We start from the raw sequence: 21,034 nt of genomic DNA, 5'->3' as shown, positions 1-21,034 counted from the left end.
GGTGATCCGCAGTGAGCGGCTACTACAACAATTACGAGGCGAATCCCTCGGGCATGAAGCGGGCCCTTGACGGGATCCGGGGGAACGCGGAGGCACCGAAAGAGGCGAAGGCCCGGTTCACTCGCCTGAAGGATGGGGTCGAGGGGTGGAACGGACACTCCGACGAGTTCTTCCAGGAGACCAATTCGCAGTGGCTGGCTCAGAACGAGAGCTGCGAGGGGTTCATCGACGGTGTGAGCCAGTTCATGATCGGACTGGAGTCGGCCGTACAGGAGAGTCTGCGCAGCATCGGGCAGACCCAGGGAGCGGTCCAGGACAGGATCGACGAGGCCAAGGTGAACGCGGACAACTACCGTAACGGTGGCCACGGGAAGCGCTAGATGTACGACATCGAGTATCCCGAAGAGGTCGACGGCATGCTGTTCGCCCTGCTCGGCACAAAGCCGCTGCAGGCGAAGGCCGGCAAGGCCTGGGTCAGCCGTGACCTCTACACGGAGCTCGGTTCGTGGGTCCTCGACATGCGTCAGCGGATTCTGGACTCGATCGACGAGGTGAGGGACTCCCTCCCGCCGAATGTGGCCGACGCCTATGAGCAGTCGTTGTCCCAGTTGGTGAACAGAAACGGCGGCGACGCCTTTCAGCGCTTCTCGCAGCAGATGGATCAGTACGTCGACAACCAGGGCAAGCTGTCCCTGCAGATCCAGAAGGCGCACTTCGAGATCATCGCCGAGATCATCGCGCTGATCCTGGAGTTGGCGATCCTGGCGGCGGTCTCCGTGTTCACCGGTGGTGCCTCGGCCTCGGAGATGATCCTGGCCCGGATGAGGGCCAGGCTGGCGATCCTGATGACGGTGGATCGTCTCCTGCGGTACATCCAGTTCTTCCCGTCGCTGTCCGAGGCGATCGAGGAGGCCATTCAGAGCCTCGCCGTTCAGCTGGTCGCCATGTCCATCAATCCCCCCGAAATGCAGGGCGGGGGGATCGACTGGAAGGACGTCGGCATCTCGGCGGCGGTCGGCGGACTGGCCGGATTCTTCATCGGTCATTTCGGTGCTGGGGCATTCAACCTCAAGAACGTCCTGTCGAACGTCTTCAAGAACAATTTCGCCAAGGATGTTTTCGGCAAGTTCGAGATCAACTTCAAGAACCTGTTCAACAAGAACAACGTGAACAACGCGATGTTCGACATCCCGTCGAATTTCGTGGCCGAGGGCTTCGGCGAGACCATCGCCACGGCCATCGTGCTGGGCAAATGGAACTGGATGGACCTCGTCGGCTCCGGCCTCAGCGGGGTGTCCGAGATATTCATGCACGGACCCGTGCAGCAGAGTTCCGAGTCCCTGCACACCAAGATGTTCCCCGACGGGAACGTCTTCACCAAGTTCCAGCAGAACACCACTGACATCCTGAACAAGCGCCTCAGCGAAGGCGCCGGCAACAATTCCACGGTCACCTCGGGCCCGGGGGCGACGAACTCCAAGCCCGCCCCCACGCCCATTTCCCCCGCCACCCCTCCCACGACCGTGGGCTCCTCGGTCCCGCCCGCCCCGTACACCCCAGCCCCCGGGACCGGCAACACGCCCTCGCCCCAGATCAGTCCGGTCGACTACGACAGCACGGACACCTCATCCGTCTCGTCGTACGAGCCGTCCATCTTCGACCGGGACTCGGTCTCGGACCTCTCGGACACCTCGTCGGTCACCTCGTACGACGGCAGCACCGTCGGCGACACGCCGGGCTCGTTCGCCACGAACCCGTCCTCGATCACATCGCCGAACAGCCTGATCGCCCCCGGGACGGCGAACAGCTATCTGAAGAGCCCGGACCTCCTCAAGGACCCGACCTCCCTCAACACGTCCCCGGAGTTCCAGAACATCGCGTCCGTGCTGGACACGCCGGACCCCTTGACCACGCTCACCGGCCCGGACGCGCTGAAGACGCCGGACCTGCTGACCAACCCGAGCGCCATCACCGGCCCGGGCACCCTGAACAACCCCGCCGCGCTGAACACTCCGCTGTCGAACGTCCCGACCGTCTCGGGATCGGACAGCGAACTCACCGACTACGGCGACCTCGACTCCGCCGAGAACTCCCCCGAAACCGAGGACTCCCCCGAAACATCCGCGGGCACCCCGCAGAACAACACCGGGTCCCAGAACGGGACGCCGGGCAAGACCCCCGTCCCCAGCTCCCTCCCGCAGCACACCCCCGCCGGGCAGCCCCGCCCCGAGCAGGCACCGGGGCAGCAGGACACGCAGACCGGTCCGCGCACCGATGCCACCCCGGGCGCCGACAAGGACGCGCCCCACCTCGGCGACACGCCGCGCACTCCCGGAAGCGGCGTTCCGGACGCCCAGCGCCAGGAGGACATCGTCCGGGCGCGCGACACGTACGCGGACGCGCTCACCACGTACGCCGACGCCATGCACACCGTCGACGAACTCGGCAACGGCGAGGCCGACACCACGGGCGCACTCACGGACGCCCGGACCCGCGCCCAGCAGGCGCACGAGCAACTCCTCGACGCCACGTCCCGGTTGCGCGACCTCGGCGTCCCCCCGCACACCGCGGGCCCCAGCGAACCCGGCCACACCCCGTCCCAGCCCCAGCGCGACGACGCCCAGCGCGAGTGGATCGCGAACCAGGTCACGGCGGAGGACCTGCCGGACGGCCTGACGGAAGATCTGCTCCAGCTCCACGGCCCGGACGCCACCGTCACCCCGGCCGCGCTGCGCGACGCGGGCATCACCCTGGACCCCGAGCACCAAACGGTGCCCCCGGGCGACGGGATCGCCGTCAGCGCGCTGGACCCCGTCGACCAGGTCCGCCTGCTCATGGCGCAGCCCAGCCCCTGGCCGCCGGCGGTCGACACCGTGGCGGCCAACGCCTCGCTGCGCCTGTGGGACGGGGCGTACGCCGACTTCAAGGACGCGGCGTCGAACGGTGATCCGCGCCCGGCGGCGGCATCACAGACCACCACACCGCAGACCACCACCACACCGCGGCCGACCGAGGCCGAGGTCGACCGGGCCTGGGACAAGGCGGTCGCCCTGGTGCTGCCGCTGGCGTCGGCCCCCGTCCTGGCCGACTCCCGCCACGCCGAGCGCACTTACCGTGACGCGGTACGCCAGGTCGCCGACCATCTGCTGAGGAACGGACCGGACGCGCCGTCGGGCCTCGCGCTCGCCGACACGCTCCGGAAGAACCTCGGCCGGACCCCCCTGGTCCGCGGCGCCACCACGGGGGCCACCGAGGCGCAGGCCCCGGCCGCCCCGCTCCCGCCGAAGCCGACCGCGACCACGTCCACCGACCTCCCGGCCGACCCGGTGCTCACCCCGGACCGGCCCACCACCGACACCTCGGCGGCCGTACCCGGCACCCCGGACCGCGACGTTCCCGCCACCGCGGATGCCACGCGTACCGTCCCGGTGGCCGCGGACCTGGCGTTGCGGTTGCCGGATCTGGCGCCCGAGGACCGGGCCCGGGAGCTGTCGCTGCTGTCGTCCGCCGATCGGGAGCGGCTGGCGTCCGACCCCGCGCTGGTGGACACGTTGCACCAGAAACTGTCCGGTGCGGAGTTCGCCCGGACCGCCGCCCAGCTCATGGTGCAGATCCCGGCCGGGGTGGACCAGCCGGTGTCGGCGCGGCGCGAGGTGCTGGACCAGATCGCGCGCATGATGCGCGATTCCGAGGTGGCGGTGAAGCTGCTGAAGGACGGCGCGCGCGTGGTCGTGGTGCCGAAGGGCGAGGCGATGACCGCGCTGGACCCGTTCCGTCACCTGGCGGGGACCACGACGGCCGACGGGCGCCCGTGGGAGGAGGTACGTGGCGCCGGGATGCTCACCGCGGGGGTGACGGAGGAGAACCTGCTCGGTGAGGTGACGTCCGCGCCCGCGGAGCGGCGCTCCTACCCGGAGGGCTACTCCACGACGACCCACGAGTTCGCGCACACCCTCCACAAGTACGGGCTTTCGCCCGCCGACCAGCAGCGCATCCGGGACGCGTACCACGCCAAGCTGGCCCAGGGGGACGCCGCGGTCTGGCCGGACGGCCCGTTGCGCGACCCTTCCGGCAAGCGCAAGCGGCCCAACTACTCGTCCCTCGACGAATACGAGTACTTCGCCCAGGTCACCAACGCCTACCTGGGCACCAACGGCGGCAGGGACGGGTTCACCAAGCAGCGGCGGAACAACGGTCCTGCCTGGGTGCGGCAGCACGAGAAGGCGTTGCTGCCGCTGCTGGAGCGGCTGTACGGGCCCGACCCGGAGGCCGTGCACGCGCGGCCGGCGAACCAGCTCGCCGGCCCGCGGAAGGAGAACTGGGTCTACGAGGGGTACCGGGCGTTCTGGGACCGCGCCGAGGGCACCCACCAGCCGCAGCCCCACGACCTCGCCCCCGTGCCCGATACCGATCCGGCGTCCGCCCCCGCCCCGGCGGCGAGCGCGGTGGCGACGAGCTCCCTGCCCCACCCGCCGCCGGCGAGCGGGTCGGACTACCAGCAGCAGCTGCGGACCGTACTCGAAGCCAAGTTCGGCACGGACGTGGCCTCTCATCAGATGTTCCCGCAGATGATGAATTCGCTGGCGGTGGTGGACGCGGCCCGTGCGAGGGACGCCCGGTTCGGGTCCGGACCGATCGATCTGGACGGAATCGCACGGAGGGTGCTGCACCTGCCCCCTTCAGCCCCGGTCCCCCCTCAGACGGCCTTCCAGCTCCTGTCGATGGTGTCGAGCGCGGCACGGCGGAACCGGGCGGGAAGCCTGGCGGCGGTGGCGGCGTATGAGCTCGGGACGAGAGGGACCCTGGCGGATGCCACGGCGCTGAACGCCCCTGACAACCGGTTCACGGCACGGAACTGGATGGGGCGGGCCCTTCCGGAGTTGCACCTCGACGACATCGCCCAGAGGACCGAGACCGGTGGGTGGGACGCGAGGCCCGCACCCTGGAGCGGCCGGCCGGTTCATCTGGTCTTCGCGGAAACGGCGGACTCCGGCCTGCTCATGGTGCGCGACGGCCAGGGCGCCACGGTGGAGGTGGACCACGAGGAGTTCGCGGAACTCGTGGCGCACGACCCGGCCCGGCCGCAAGGCGCCCAGGTGCTGTTGCTGGTGCCCGGCGCCACCGGTCTGGGGACGATGGAGTTCGAGCGGCTTGTGGCGGACCGTTCGCAGGCGCGGGTCTGGTCCACCGACGGCGACTTCCGGTTGCAGCCCCTGGGCGACGGCACCAGCCGACGGGGGCTCGCCCTGGCGAATGACAACCCGCGCCGGGAGCCGGTGGGCACGTGGTACCCCCACGATCCGGGCATGGTGATCCCGGGTCCCAAGGGCCAGATCACGGCGACCAACGGGACGGTGTTCCAGGACGACGACATCCAGTCGTACGCGCTGACCACGATCGACGGACAGGCGCTGACCGGGCGGGCCTTCCTGAACGAGACGGACATGGCACTCCTGGAGGACGCCCTTCGTACCGTGTCGGCGGTGGCGCACTACACGGACTACGACGAGGGGCTCCCGGGCGTCGCCCGCGCCCGGCAGAGCGGACTGCGGACCCTGCCCCGGTCGCTGACCGGCGCGTTCGTCGCGGTCGGGCACGGGAACACGGGCCGTGTCGTGGTGCCGGTCCGGAGCACGGGAAACAACCACGTCGTGCCGCCCGAGGAGGCCGGGCGGCTGCTCGCCCGGGACCCGGTGCTCCGGGCGATGCCGCCGGACGCGCCGGTGTGGCTGCTGTGGTGCGAGATGGCGATGGCCGCGCCGGGCAGGGACCGGCTGTCACGCACTCTTGCGGCGCAGGAACTCGCGAACCAGACCGGGCGGACCGTGTTCGCGATGGAGGCGCAGACCACGGTGGAGACGGCCGAAGGGGACATGCCCCCGCGGCTGATCAAGTTCGACGATCCGGACCGGCCCACATACCGCATCCTGGAGTTCCGCCCCGATCCGCAGTGGGCGGAACTGAACGCCTGGGCCGATCGCGCGGGGCTGCCTGCGGACCTGCCGCAGCGGACCACCCGGATGCTGCGGTGGGTGCGGGCTCTGCGGGAGACGCACGGCCCGGACATCGACACCGCTCCGCAGCGGGCCGCGGAATTCCAGGCGCTGATCCAGGGCTTCGCCGCGTGGGAGCGGGCACGCCAGGGCGCCGGCCCCGTGACATGGAAGGAACTCGAGCAGACGGTCGCGGCGTACGCCGGGCAACGGGGCCTCGACCCGGCGGTGTCCAAGGAAACGCTGACGAGGATGCTCGGCTCGTGGAGCAGAGCCCAGCAGTCGGCCGCGGGCGTGCACGCCGCGCCGGCCCAGGCGCCGCGTTCCACGGCCCGTCCCGCACCCTCCGCGGCGCTGCCGTCGGCCGGGCTGGACTTCGCGCCGGGGTCCACCGCGCTGTCCGAGGACGCCATGGCGGACCTCGACGTCCTGGCGCACGAGGTGGCGCTGGACGCTCTGGACACCTGGTACGCGCGGCGGCCGCTGCCGGACGGTGTGATCACCGGCTACGGCGAGGGCCCGGCGCCCCAGGCTCTGGAGATGGGTCAGGCGCGCGCGGAGGCGGCACGCACCTGGTTCCTGGGGCGCCTGGACGAGGTGCTGGCCGGATTCCAGGCGGACGTATCGCCGGAGGACCGTCTCACCGCCGGCCACCTCACCGTCGCCGGCCGAGGCCAGGCCGGGAACCCCGGGCCGGCCGCCGCGCCCGGCGGCACGAGCCCGGAAACGCCGCGCACGACGGTCGAGTTCACCGCGCCCCCCGCGATGCGCACCGTGGCCGGGGTGTGGGCAGGGCCGCACTTCGACAGGTTCGTCACCAACGCCGGTAAGAAGAAGAAGTCCGGTGCCGGGGCGAAGAACAAGCAGGTCGCGGGCCCGGCTGGGGAATCCGCCGCCCCGGTCACCGCTCCCGCCGCTGGGATGGCTTCCCTTTCGCCGGCCGAGCAGGGGAGTGCGGAGCGGAGTTGGGGCCCCGTCGAGTCGGTGCTGCCGGTGTCGAGCCGGATCAATTTCACGGAGGGTGCGGAGAAGCTCAGCAACAACCAGCGGGCCCGGGTGCGGGAGCTGGTCGGGCGTGCGATCGAGGCGGGCGCGCGTAACGTGCTCGCGGGTCTTCCGGGGTCGCGCCTGGTGGTGACCGGCTATGACGACAGCGGTCAGGTGTCGGAGTCGGGGGCCGCGGGGCGGCGTGCGGCGGCGGTCGCCGAGGCGTACCGTGCCGGGCTTCAGCGGCCGGGCGCGGAGGGCACGTTCACGGTCGCTTCGTCCGGCCGGAAGCCGGGGGACGCCGCCGCGCAGGGCGAGGCCGGGCAGGTGGTGGTCGAGTTCGAGCTGCCGTCCGGGACGGCGGCGGTGCAGCGGCTGGACGAGCTGCGGCAGGCCGACCCGGAGCTGAGTGAGGGTCCGTTCGATCCGGTTCCGCTGGCGCGCAAGATCCTGCACCTGGACGCGTCGACCCCCGTGGACGCGGCGGTGCGCGACGACCTGTACGCCCTGGTGGGCGAGGCGATGGCCGAGGGGCGGGACAAGAGCCTCGCGTCTCTGGGCGCGTTCCACCTCGTCCGGCGGGGCGATGTGCTGTCCGAGCGGACCCTGGTGTTCTCCCCGGACGACGGTTCGGTGGTGGGCCGGAGTTTCAAGGGCAATCAGCCCCCGCCGCCGGCCGTCAAGGGGCCGGACCAGGCCGGCAGCAACCGTCCCTACCTCGTGGAGGCGGACGGCGGGCGGGACCACATCGAGGTGCCATGGCCGGACGGTTCGACGCGCCGGGTACCGGGCGACGAGGTCGCCGAACTGCTCGCCATGGATGAAGAGCTGGCCGGCCGCGGTCCTCTGGCCCTGGTGACGCTTGTGGTGCCGCACGCGGGAGACCGCGGCCTGGAGATGCCGCGTGGCATCTCCGCCACCATCCGGCGGAGGCTGATGGCGCACAGCGGCACGCCTCAGATGTTCTTCGACCCGAGCACGAAGCGGTACCGCATGCCGCCGGTGGACCGGCGGACACAGGGAGAGCCGCTGGGCAGGTGGATCACGATCGGCCCCGACGATCTGGGCCCGGACGGTGCGTGGGCCAAGGAGGGGAACGGGTTCATCGTCCTGGCCGACGGCACGAAGCTGATGGACCGGGACGTCAAGAGCGTCACCCTCACCACGCCCGGGTCCAACCGGCCCAGCGGCCGTGCGATCTTCGCCGACATCGACCTGATCGAGCGGGAAGACCTCCTCAAGGACCTCCAGAACGCCCAGTACGTACACGTCGACCCGGTCACCAAACGGCCCCTCACCGCTGAGCAGGACCCGCCGTGGAAGGACCGGGACGCGTATCACTTCGTGCTGCACGGCCTCCCGGGCTGGTTCTTCATGGTGGACGCCACGGCCGGCGACGGACACGGCGAGGCGAAGACCACCCCCGGCGAGCAGGTCGGCGGCTACCTGAAGCGCCGCCCGAGTGTGCGGGCGCTCCCCAAGGGAGCGCCGATCGTGGTGGAGGCGTGCTGGGCGAACGCCGCCTTCGGGGGCCCTCCCCTCAACCTGCACGACGGCATCGACGCGCCCTTCGTGTCGAACCCGTGGACGACCATTTCCCAGGCGCAGAAGGCGGTCAACGCGCTCGGCGAGGACCACCCGTTGATCGTTCCCAACCGGGTGCACGCCCTGGCGGCGAAGAGCGCGACGGGTATCACCGTCCATGCCATCAACGCCACGTCCCGGGGCGAGCTGGGGGCGTGGTCGGAGCTTCGGGCCGAGCCCGCACCGGACGTGCTCGACCGGCTCGCGCGGGTGGCCTTCGACCTGCCGGACTCCGCCCCGGTGTCGGAGGCCGACCGGGACACCGCCCTGCTGCTGGTACGGGCCTTGCGCGGGGTCTTCGGGCACGAGGTCGAGGCCGACAGGGACGATCCGTCGGGGGAGTACCAGAAGCTTTTGCGCGGCATCGGCGCGCTGGAGACCATGCGCCGCGCCGATCCGAAGCCGGCCGAGGCGGGCGTGCTCAGCCCGGACTTGCTGGACTTCGTGGTGCGGGCCCGCCTCGAACAGCAGGGGACGCCGAAGCCGAAGCCGGCCCCGTTCGCCGATGCCGCCGAACTCCGGGACACCGTCCGGCGGGTGCTGGGCGAGGCGCACGGCCGGCTGCAGGGCGCCTCCGGCCCGGTCGCCCTGAACGACTTCGTGCCGCTCACGCTCCTCGACCAGGCCACGGCCATGATGCGGAACCTCAACCCGCAGAGCCTCGGCGCGATGGGACTGAAATCGCTTCCCGCCCCGGGCGACCCCCGTCGGCCCCTGGTGTTCTGGGCGCTCACCAAGGCCATGCAGGCGCTGATGACCCGCCCGGATTCGGACGCCATGGCGGCCCGGATGCTGCACGTGGGCGGTGCTCAGCCGGACCTGGGCGCACTGCGGCGGATGGCCCTGTGGGTGATGGCCGGGGCCGCGCTGACCGGCGTCAGCGTGTACGACCCGGTCGCCCTGGCCGCGTACCACCTCAAGCGCAACGGGCTGTTCTCCCCGGCCACCGCGATCACCACACCCACCGGCGCGGTGACGGGACTCAACCTGACCGGCAAACCCCTCGGCGGCCCGCTGGCCACGGACGCCTACCGGATATCGCCCGATGGCACGACGACGGGCGGTGAGAGCCGCACCGCCGTGGACCCGAACGCGTTCGTGCTGATGGTCGACGGCGACCAGGACCCCGTAGAGGTTCCCTGGCCCGGGGGCACCACCCGCAAGGTGCCGTTCGAGGAGATCGTCGCGTTCATCGAGCAGGCCACGCGCACCACCCCGCTCACCGCTCCCATCGTCCTGATCGGACCGGGCGCGGGTCCGCGGGCCGCCAGGATGGCGGACGCCCTGGCGGCCCGGGAGGGCACGGCCAGGACCGTGCTGATGCCCAAGCACCCCGCCGCGGTGGTGGCCGACAGCACGTCGAAGCGGAACGTGCTCGTGCTGACGGGGGACCCGGCGCAGTCGAGCGCGAAGGACGACTGGGGACGCACCGAGCCGCCCGCGCTGACCACGAACCATCCTCCCCTGTCGGTCGTCACACAGGGCGCTCCGCCCGCCACCAAGGCCACCGGACCCGTGGACGCGTCGGACACCGACTCCGGCTACGACAGCGCGTCGGACACCGCCTCCGTCACCGACTCCGCATCGGCCGACCGCAGTCCGCCGACGCCGGGCGACCCCATCGGCCTGTCCTCCTCCGGGGCGCAGATGCCCGGCGTGGGCCAGGAGTTCTCGCTGCCGGTGCACACCGTGCCGGTGACCGGTCCGGCGTCCGGGCAGGGGCCCGAGCCGGCGCCGGTGACCACGCTCCGGTTCGAGCCGGGGTCCACCAGTCTGTCCGAGGACGACGTGGACGAGATCTCGGAGCTGGCGTACGAGGTGGCCGCCGCCGGTCTGCGGAACCAGCGTGCGCGGCTGCCGATGCCCGCCGGCGTGATCACCGGCTACGGCGAGGGCCCGGCCGATCAGGCGCAGGAGAGGGGCGAGGACCGCGCGGAGACGGTGCTCGACGAGTTCATGCACCAGCTCAACCAGGCGCTGGACGAGCTCCAGGAGGGCGTGCCGGCAGCGAACCGGCTCACCGTCGAGCACTTCGACTTCATGGACCGCGTTCGCGGCCGCGACGTCGGGCGTCATGCCGCGCCCGGTACGGCGAGCCGGGACGAGCTGCGGCGGCAGACCACGATCGAGGTCGTCTCGCCCGCGGCGCTGCTGGACAGGCTGCGCCGCGAGGACCACGCGCTGCGGTACGGCCCGTACGACGTGGACGCGCTGGCCCGCCGCGTCCTGCACCTGCCGTCGCACAACCCGGTGGACGACGCGGCGCGCGCGCAGCTGTACGGCCTGGCCGTCGAGGCGCACCGGGGTGGCCGGGCGACCAGTGTGGCGGCGCTGAGCGCGTTCCACGCCGCCCAGCAAGGCGTGTTCCGATCGCGCCACCGCTTCCAGGCCCCGGGCTCCCAGGGCCAGAACCGGCGGTTCACCGGCATCGACTGGCTCGGGCTGCCCGACAAGGAGCTGTCCACCGCCCGGATCAGGACGACCAGGGTCCCGAAGACCGGGACGCCGACCGAGCAATGGGCGGATGCCCCGTGGCCGGACGGCCCCTATGTCATCGCCGCCGCCGGTTCCCACGACAAGGTCACCGTGCCGTGGCCGGACGGCACGACCCGGGACCTGGACATCGACGAGTTCGTCGAGCTGATGGCGTACGACCCGGAGCTGGCGAGGCTCCCGGAGGACACGCCGGTCGTACTCGTCATCCCGCACGCCGGCGACCGTGACGTGGAACTGCCGCGGAAGCTCGCCGCGCGCTTCGACCGCGTCGTGGCGGCCCACAGCGGTGAGGTGACGGCCACGCCGGGCGACGACGGGCGGCCCGTCATCGAACTGACCTTCCGGGAGGGGGCCGCGGAGGGAGACTGGAGCGCCAGCGATGTCGACATGGCGCCCGAGCCCGGCGAGAACCTTCCGGACTGGTACCGGAAGGTGGTGTCCTCGCCGGCGATCAGCAGCCGCACCGGCAGGCAGATCGGACGTACCTCGCTCGCGCCGGGCGAACTGGCCGACTACGAACCGGCCCTCCGGCGTGCCCACCGGATCAACAAGTTCGCCCACTTCAACCCCGTCACGAAGACCTACTCCCCGAAGATCCGCACGGAGCGGAAGATCAAGCCGGGGGCGAGGATCCGCACCTTCGTCCTGCACGGGGGCCCCGGCTACGTCGTCTTCCAGCTGGAAGACGGGAAGACGCACAGCGCCGAGGGGCGGGAGGGGCCGCGCTGGCTCAAGAGGCGCAAGAGCTTCTCGGACATGGGCAAGGACGACTGGCTGATCCTGCCGGCCTGCTGGGCCGGTACCGCCGTGGACCGCGGCCTGCCGGCGCTGCGCTCCCACACGGAGGCCGCCCCCAACGCCTTCGTGCCCGATCCGCTCGCGGACGTTCCCATCGGACAGCTCTTCTCGAACGAGCTCGGCGTCAAGGTGAGCGCTTCCACCCGCCTGGCGGCGCTGTCGTACCACGACGCGGAACTGGTCCGGCTGCTGTACACCGACCCTCAGGGCAACGAATCGTCGGAGGTGGACTTCTTCCCGGAGCCCGACGCCGGGGAACTGGCGCTCCGGGCGCGGGTGGCCGGATTCCACAGCGGGCCGGGGCAGCCGACCCCGGCGGTGCTGGAGCGGACACTGCGTCTGGTGCGGGCGCTGAAGCTCACGCTCGGCAACGCGGTGGACGACGGCGTTCAGGTGGCGAACGACCCCGGCTACGCCACGCTGCTGCGCGGTGCGGCGGCGCTGGACCACATGTGGCGGGCCGATCCGCGGGCCGCCGGCACCAAGCTCTTCACCCTGGACCTGTTCCAACGGATCGTCGCGGCCCGGCCGGAGAGCGGGCCGGACCCGGACGAGGACGCGTACCGCGCGGTGCTCACCGCGGCCGCGGGCGTCGTCCCGGGCACGCCTCTGAGCGACTTCGTCACGCTGCCCGCGTCGGTGGACCGGGCAGCCGTCGGGGCGAGCCGGGCGAACATGGCGGACGCGGCCGCGGAGGCCCTGGGGCTGTCCGGACCGGACCAGGCGGGGGAGGCCGAGCTCTCCCGGATGTTCTGGGCGCGGGTCAAGGCCCAGGAGGCGCTGCCCGAGCCCGGCCCGGATCTGGACGCGCTCGCGGCCCGCGCGCTGCACCTGGACCCGGCCGAGGTGGACGACGAGTGGCGCGAGAGCCTCCGGTCTCTGACCACTGTCGCGTACGCCGTGGGCCGTGACGGGGCCGACCCTGTGGCACTGGCCGCGTACGACCTGGAGAACGAGGGCGCGTTCTCCGCCGATACCGAGATGCGGCTTCGGGACGGCGGGGGGCGCGTCGGCCGGGACTACTCGCCCAAGCGCAAGGCGCCGCTCATCGACCTGACCCGGATCACGACCCCGGGCGGAATCTCCACACCGGAGTGGGCAGCCGAGAACACCACGCCCTATGTGGTGCGCGCCGCGCTGGACCCCAGGGATCCGGCCCACTACATCTGGCTGTACTACGACGGGGTGAAGCGACGCGTTCCGGTCGAGGACTTCATCGAACTCCTGGCCAACGACCGGCGGTTGCTCAACACCGACCTCACGACCCCGGTCCTGCTGGCCATCTCGGAGGTCGACCGGCTGGCCCCCGACCTGGCGACGCGCATCGCCAAGCGGGTCGGCCGGGTCCTCTACTCGACCGCGTACCCCATCGGGCTGTCCCAGCCCGGCCCGCAGCGGCCCCCGGCCCTCACGCTGAAGCCCTCGGCACACCTCGCGGAAGAGCCGACGGCCAAGAGCTTCACCGCCAAGCGTCCGGTTGACGCGCCGCCGCCGGCGCAGTCCCCGGCGCAGCCGCCCCTGGCGGCCGGTGGCGCGACCGCCGCCCTTCCGCGGCCGGACACCGTCCCGTCCGTACCCGACGCCGACTCCGTTACCGACCCGGACACCGGTACCGACACCGGTACCGACACCGACACCGGTACCGACACCGAGTCCGTCTTCGATACGGCCTTCGGCATCGACTCCGAGGTCGCGTCGTTCTTCGGCGGCGACGAAGTGCCTCCGGCCGAGCCGGAACCGAAGCTGCGGACACTGCCCGAGGGCCGGCCGGTGACCCGGGCGTCGTCCGGGCAGGCGATGCCCGGACTGGGCGAGCAGGTCACCCTGCCGGTGCGCACCGCGCCGGTCACGAGCCCGGTCGCCGCGCCCACCACCACCGCGCCCCGGATGACGCGGATGTCCTTCCCCGCGAACTCCGCCGACCTGTCCAAGGGCGTCCAGAGGACGCTGGGACGGCTGGCCTACCAGGTGGTCCAGGACGCCCTGGCCAACCGTGACCGGGGGCTCCCGCCGTCCTCCGTGATCCTTACCGGGTACGGCGAGGGCACCGACGATCAGGCGGACGCGGAGTCCGAAGCGCGCGCCGCGGCCGCGTTCGACGAGTTCACCGAGGACCTGGAACTCGCGCTACAGCACCTCCAGTCCAAAGCCGCCCCCGGCACGACTCCGCTGACGGTCGACGACTTCACCGTCGAATGGCGCGGCCTCGGCCGCTACGTCGGGCAGCCCCTCCCGCAGGGCTCGGACGTGACGGCGCTGCGCCGCCAGGTGACGGCCGAGGTCATTGCGCCGCTGGAGCTGCTGAACGACCTGCGCACGGCCGATCCCGGCCTGCGGCACGGCCCACTGGACGTGGACGCCATGGCCCGCGGCCTCCTCCACCTCCCCGCGGACGCCACCGTGGACGCCGATGTCCGCGATCAGCTCTACGAGCTGGTGACCTCCGCGTACCTGGACGGCTGGGCGGACAGCCTGGGCGCGCTGGGCGCGTACCACGTCGCCCAGCAGGGCGTGCTCTCCAGCAAGCGGAAGCGCTACTTCACGGTGGGCGGCCAGCGCGTCCCGGGCCTCAACTGGGGCCCGGAGAAGGTCCGTGCGCTGCGCACCAGCAAGGTGGCGGTGATACGGCGGCGTGCGGACGGCCGCGAAGAGGTGATCGACTGGAAGGACGCCCCGTGGAAGGGCGCTTCGCGGCCCTACATCGTGGCGGCCGAGGGCGGCCACGACAGCGTGGCGGTGCCCTGGCCGGACAGTACGACCCGGGACCTGACCGTCGACGAGTTCGTGGAGCTGGTCGCGCGTGACCTCGAACGGTCCGGCCTGCCCCCGGACGCTCCGGTCGTGCTGGCGATTCCCCGCGCCGGTGACCGGGGGCTGGACCTGCCGCGGCTGCTGGCGGAGCGGACGGGCCGGACGGTGTGGGCGCACAGCGGCAACGCCACACTCGGCTTCATCGGGTCGGACACCTACGCCGCCGGCGAGGTCCGCGCGAAGGGCGACATCGAGGGGGACTGGATCCCCAGCGTGCCCGGTCTGGCACCCGACCGCACCGCGGACACCCCGGCCTGGTGGCGCAAGGTGGTCACCCGGACCCTCGTCGGCGCGCGCACGGGGCGGCTGTTCGGCCGCACCGCGATCGGCCCGGAGGAGGTCGCCAGGAAGGAAGGGCTGGAAGCCCAGCAGCGCCACCTCGACTCGGTCAAGAACTACGTCCACTACAACATCGCCACGCGCGACGTCGTCTCCAAGAAGCTCCCCCGGCCGGAACCGGGCGCACCGGGGGCGAAGAAGTACTACTGGGACGGGCACGCCGGGCCCGGCTACATGGACTTCCGGCTCGATGACGGCAAGAAGCACACGGCCTGGGGCGCCGAGGGACCGCGGTACGTCGCCCACCGCAGAAGCGTGCAGCAGCTCGGCAAGGACGACTGGATCGAGCTGGTGCTCTGCTGGGCCGGGTCGCCCCGGGACCGTGCCGTGCCGTCCGGCTGGTACCGAACGGACCGCTGGGTGGACGCCTTCCCCGGCTCCTTCGTGCCCGACCCGCTCGCGGACATCCCCGTCGGGCAGCACTTCGCGAACGAGACCCGGCACAAGACGAACTGCACCATCCGCACCGACGCCACCGCGTACTACGACGGCGAATACGTCCGGTACATGGAGACCGACGCCCGGGGGCGGCGTGGGTCCTACGAGCAGTACTTCCCGGAGCCCGATGCCGAGGAGCTCGACCGCCGGGCGCGGGCGATCGGCTACCACACGGGTCCGGGTCCGGTGTCGGAGGAGGCCAGGGCGGCGACGCTGCGGCTGGTGCGGGCGCTGCGGCTGACGCTGGGCAAGGAGATCGACGACGACGTACGGATCGAGCGGAACCCGGAGTACGCGGAGCTGCTGCGCGGGGCCGCCGCGCTGGACCGGATGTGGCAGGCCGACCCGCGGTTCCGGGGTGCGGGCCCGGTCACCCTCGACTTCTTCCAGCGGGTCGTCGCGGCGACGCTTCCCGAGGACACCGAGGCGCGCCAGGACGACTACCGGGAGGTGCTGATCGCCGCGGCGGACAACCCGCCGGGCACGGAGCTGGACGACTTCGTGTCCCTGCCCGCGTCGCTGGACCGCGCGGCCCGCTGGCTGAAGACCGAGGACGTCGTCGACGCGGCCGTCGAGGCGCTGCTCCTGGACGGCCCCGACGAGGTGGGTGACGCCGAGCGGTCCCGGATGTTCTGGGCGCGGGTCAAGATGCTGGAGGCGTGGAGCGAGTCCGGTATCGACCGGCTCGCCGCGCGGCTCCTGGCACTGCCCTCGGCCGCCGACGTGAAGCCCGCACACCGCAACTTCGTCCGCGAGCTGGTCATGACGGCGTACGCGGTCGGGATCGACGGATCCGACCCGGACGCGCTGTTCGCGTACCACCTCGACAACCAGGGCGCGTTGGCGGACACCACCGCCCTGCACCCGCTCAACGCTCCGAACATGGTGTACGGGCGCCACTTCCGGTCCGGGGCCGGGGACCCGTTCCCGATCATGTCGAAGGTCTGGACCTCCGCGGGGCTGGAGGACGCGCCGTGGTCCGGGAAGGACGCGCTGGGCCGGAGCAAGGCGCGTCCCTATGTGGTGCGGGCCTCGGTGGACCTCAAGGACCCGAACCGGCTGACGGTCACGTACCGGTCCGTCACCAGGAGCCTGACGCCCGAGCAGTTCGCCGAGCTGCTGGCCCGCGACGAGGCGCTGCTCAGCCAGGAGCTGGCGGTTCCGGTCCTGCTGGACATCGCCGAACTCGACCGCCACCTGCCCGGACTGGCGCGGGAGCTGGCCCAGCGACTCGGCCGGCAGATCTGGTCGACGGCCGCCGTCCCGAGCCAGATGAAGCCCAAGGGCGCCGTGCACACGGTGCTGACCCTGAGCCCGCCCGCCGGGAACGTCGCGGGCCGGACCGCCCTGGAATGGCGTGCCACGGACCCCGTCGATCCGCAGAACCCGGAGACCTCCCCCCTCCCGGTTCCGCCCCCCATCACCCGGTCCTCCTCGGAGGCGGCGCCGGCTCCGGCGGGGCGGGAGCTCACGGTGCGGTTCGAGCCGGGTGAGACCATTTTGTCCGTTGATGATGTGGCGGACATCGAGGATCTGGCGCGTGAGGTGGCGCCGTCGGTGCTGGCGGAGTGGCGTGCGGGGCGGCCACTGCCGTCCTTCGTGGTCACCGGGTTCGGTGAGGGGCCGACGGAGCAGGCGCGGGAGATGGGGCAGGAGCGGGCCGAGACGGTCCGCGAGTGGTTCGAGGACCACTTGGATGAGGCGCTGATACGGCTTCAGACGGATGACCCGTGGGTGGACTGGCTCAGGGCGGAGCAGTTCTCGTTCACCGCCCGCGGCCGTGGCGGGGACGTGGGCTCCGGTACGGACCCGGAGGTGCTGCGGCAGACGACCATCGAACTCACCACGCCGATGGCGCCGGACACCGAGTCGGGTCTCTTCGACACCGGGAGCGATTCCGGCACCGACACCGACATCGACTCGGTCTTCGACCCGGCCTCCGACCCCGGCTCCGACACCGAGCCCGAATCCGACACCGAGTCGTCCGCCGACCTGGCCGACCCCGCCGACGTACCGGACGCCAAGGCGCAGACACAGCCGCAGCCCGGGTCGACGGTCCGGTCGGCGCCCGGGGCGTCGATGCCCGGAGTGGGCGGTCAGGTCACCCTGCCGGTGCACGTCGCCCCGGTCACGCCCCCGTCCGCCGCGTCCACCCCCGCGCCACCGACGCGGGTGCTCTTCGCGCCGGGGTCCGGCACGCTGTCCGAGGACGCCGGGACGACGCTGAGGGACCTGGCGGACCAGGTGGCCCGGACCGGACTTGACCACCACGGCCGGGGCGTCGCCAAGCCCAGCGCGACCATCCTCGGCTACGGCGAGGGCACGGCGCAGGACGCGGACGCCGAGGCGCTGCGGCGCGCGGCCGCCATGTACGAGCGGTTCATGGACGACCTGGACGACGCGCTGGACCGTCTCCAGGGACACGTCCCCATGGACAGCCGGATCACGGCGGACGACTTCCACATCGTCTGGCGTGGCCGCGGCGCGGACGTGGGGCAGACCGGCGCGACCCCGGACGCGGACGTGGCCGCGCTGCGCCGGCAGGTGACGATCGAACTCGCCGACCCGGCCGCGAAACTGACCGAACTCCGCCTCGCCGACCCGGATCTGGTGAACGACCCGCTGGACGGCGACGTCATCACCCGCCGCGTCCTCCATCTCGCCCCGGACGCCCCGGTGGACGCGGACGTCCGCGAGCGGCTGTACGCGCTGATCACCAACGCCGCCGTGGACGGCTGGGCGGACAGCCTGGGGTCGCTGGGCGCGTACCACGTCTTCCAGCAGGGCGCGATCGCCCCGAACCGGGACCGCTACTTCGCGGTGGGCGGCACCCGCGTCCCGGGCCTCAACTGGGGCTCCACCAAGGTCACAGAGCTCCTGACCGACACCTTCGACATCATCCGGAAACGGCCGGACGGCCGCCTCGTGGTGGCCGACACCAAGGACGCCGAGTGGCGCGGCGGGCCGAGGCCCTATGTCGTGGCGGCGACCGGCAGCCACGAGAAGGTCGCCGTGCCGTGGCCGGACGGTACGACCCGCGACTTGTCGATCGGCGAGTTCATCGAGCTGGTCGCGCGCGATCTGGAACGGGAAAGCCTGCCGAAGGACCACCCGATCGTGCTGGTCGTTCCGTTCGCCGGCGACCAGGGCCTCGATCTGCCGCGGCTGCTGGCCGAGCGGACCGGCAGGACGGTGTGGGCACACTCCGGCCACGCGCTCACCAACGGCAAACAGCCCCTGATGTCCATCGGCGTGCTCCACGAGGAGGGCCGTCACCAGGGCGACTGGATCCCCAGCCCGCCCGGTATGGCGCCCGACCGCGAACCCGGCCTCCCGGAGTGGTACCGCAAGGTGCTGACCCGGACGATCATGGACGTGGTGTCGAAGCGCCAGGCCGGCCGCTCCGGTATGCCGGACGCCGAGGTCTCGCGGTGGACCATGGAGGACGACCAGCGTCACTTCGGCACGATGACGCACTACATCCACGTCAACGTCGTCTCGGGCGACGTCGTCTCGAAGAAGATCCCGCTGCCGCGCCGGGGCGGGACCTACACCTGGGACGGGCACGGCGGGCCGGGCTGGATGGCTTTCGAGCTCGACGACGGCACGACCTACTACGCCTACGGCGTCGAGGGACCCCGGTATCTCGCGAGCCGTAAGAGTGTGCGGAACCTCCGCGTGGACGACTGGATCCACATGGAGTCGTGCTGGAACGGCTCTCCCACGGACCGTGCCGTTCCGGGCATCGGATACCGGGACGGCGTCTTCCCCGGGGCGCTGCACGCCCTGTCCGCGTCCTTCGTCCCCGATCCGCTCGCCGACATCTCCACCGCCCAGCACGTGGCGAACGAGACCCGGCACAAGGTCAGCGCCGTCTTCGGGCCGGTCGGGACCGCGTTCCACGACGGCGAACACGTCATGACCATCTACACCGACCCGCAGGGGCGGCTCGGGTCGATCGTGACGTTCTTTCCCGAGCCCGATTCCGCCGAGCTGGACCGCCGGGCCCGCGTGGCCGGGTACCACACGGGCGAGGGGGAGGTGTCCGAGTGGGCCAGGCAGAGCACGTTGCGTCTGGTGCGGGCGCTGCGGCTGACGCTGGGGAACGACGTCGACGACGACATCCGCGTCGAGCAGGACCCCGCCTACGCGGAGCTGCTGCGCGGGACCGCCGCGCTGGACCGGATGTGGGAGAGCGACCCCCGGTTCCAGGGCAAGGGCCCGTTCACGCTGGACCTCCTCCAGCGGGTCGTCGCGGCCAGGCTTCCCCAGGGGCAGGCCGAGGCGCGTCACGACGACTACCGCGCGGTGCTCACCGCCGCGGCGGCCGCGGCCGACGGCACGCCCCTGGCGTCCTTCGCCCCGAAGCTGACAGGGGCGCTGGACGAGGCGGCCACGTGGTGGAGCGGTGTGGACCCGGCCGCGGAGGCCGCCACCTACCTGTCACTCAGCGATGCGCAGAACGTGGGAACCGCCGAGCTCTCCCGCGTTTTCTGGGCCCGGGTCAAGACGTACGAGGCCCTGGCCGCGCCCGGCGCCGACCTCGACCGGCTCACCCGTGAGGTCTTCGGCCTGCCGCCCTTCGACGACCTGCGCGTGGCCACCCAGTGGCTGATGACCACGCTGTACGCGGTCGGGAGGGACGGGGCCGACCCCGTCACGGTGAGGTCGAGGTACCTGGAGGGCCTGGGCGCTCTGGAGGAGGACACCGGCGTGTTCCTCCCCGACGACTCGGGGGACCTGTCGGACCTGGCGTCCGGGCGCCACTACGTGGCCGCGCCGCAGACCCCGGATCCGGACCTGTCGAAGCTATGGACGCCCGCCGGTCTCGTGGACGCGCCGTGGGCGGGGAAGGACGCGCAGGGCAACGACAAGCCGGCTCCCTATGTGGTGCGGGCCTCGGCGGACCGGTACCACCCGGGCCGCCTCCAGCTGCTCATCAACGGCTCGTACCACAGCGTGTCGGAGGCGGTGTTCGTCGAGCTGCTGGCCAACGACCGTCACCTGCTGGTCACGCCACGGAAAGCCGCCGTCGTCCTGGACGTCCCGGAGCTCGACCGGTACTTCCCCGGCTTGGCACGACGGCTCGCCCAGCGGATCGGCCATCCGGTCTTCTCGACGTCCCTGCCCCTGGACCGGCACACGCCGTCCGGGCCCCAGGGCTCCCAGAGCCCCGTGCTGGCGCTGACGCAGGATCCGGGCGCCCCGGCCCCGACGGTCGCGGACTTCCGCGAGACGCGGCCCGTCGCCCCGAACGCGCCCGGCAACGCCCCGCGCCCGGTGCCGGCTTCGGCCCCCCGCAGCGCCGGGCAGTTCCCGTCCATGGCCTGGGCGCCGATGCCGGCGCTCCCCCCGGCGCTCCGCTCCGCCCTGGCGAAGGCGTCGGCCGCCGGGTCCGCGCGGCCGTCGGCGGCCCCGCCCGCGCGCCTGTCCGCGGACCGGATCGCGGAGTTCGCCGCCCGGATCGACTCGGACCCGGTGCACACCGTGCCCGTCGGCGGTCCGCCCGCCGCCCCGGTGGCCACGACGCCGCCCGCCGCGTCCGCGCCCGCCGCGCCCGCCGCCCCGGCCGTGCTGCCGCGGTCGAC

At 72.2% G+C, this 21,034-nt stretch carries 2 protein-coding genes (1 of these 2 cut by a window edge); both read left to right on the top strand.

Annotated elements, in window-relative coordinates; genetic code table 11:
- Positions 1 to 11 precede the first annotated feature (11 nt).
- On the top strand, positions 12 to 380 hold the full coding sequence (locus ACH4SI_RS30570; protein ID WP_398301308.1) for a hypothetical protein: 369 nt from the start codon (positions 12 to 14) through the stop codon (positions 378 to 380).
- Positions 381 to 21,034, top strand: the 5' end (the start) of a protein-coding gene (locus ACH4SI_RS30565; RefSeq protein ID WP_398301306.1) for a lonely Cys domain-containing protein. The gene runs 30,409 nt beyond the window's last position; 20,654 of the gene's 51,063 nt are visible here — the first part of the coding sequence; the start codon lies at positions 381 to 383; its stop codon lies beyond the right edge, outside the window.

It is taken from the genome of Streptomyces sp. NPDC021212 (assembly GCF_044332925.1).
In the GTDB taxonomy this organism is placed as follows: domain Bacteria; phylum Actinomycetota; class Actinomycetes; order Streptomycetales; family Streptomycetaceae; genus Streptomyces.
The sequence above is the reverse complement of the archived record's forward strand: the minus strand, read 5'-3'. Positions and strand labels throughout refer to the sequence as shown.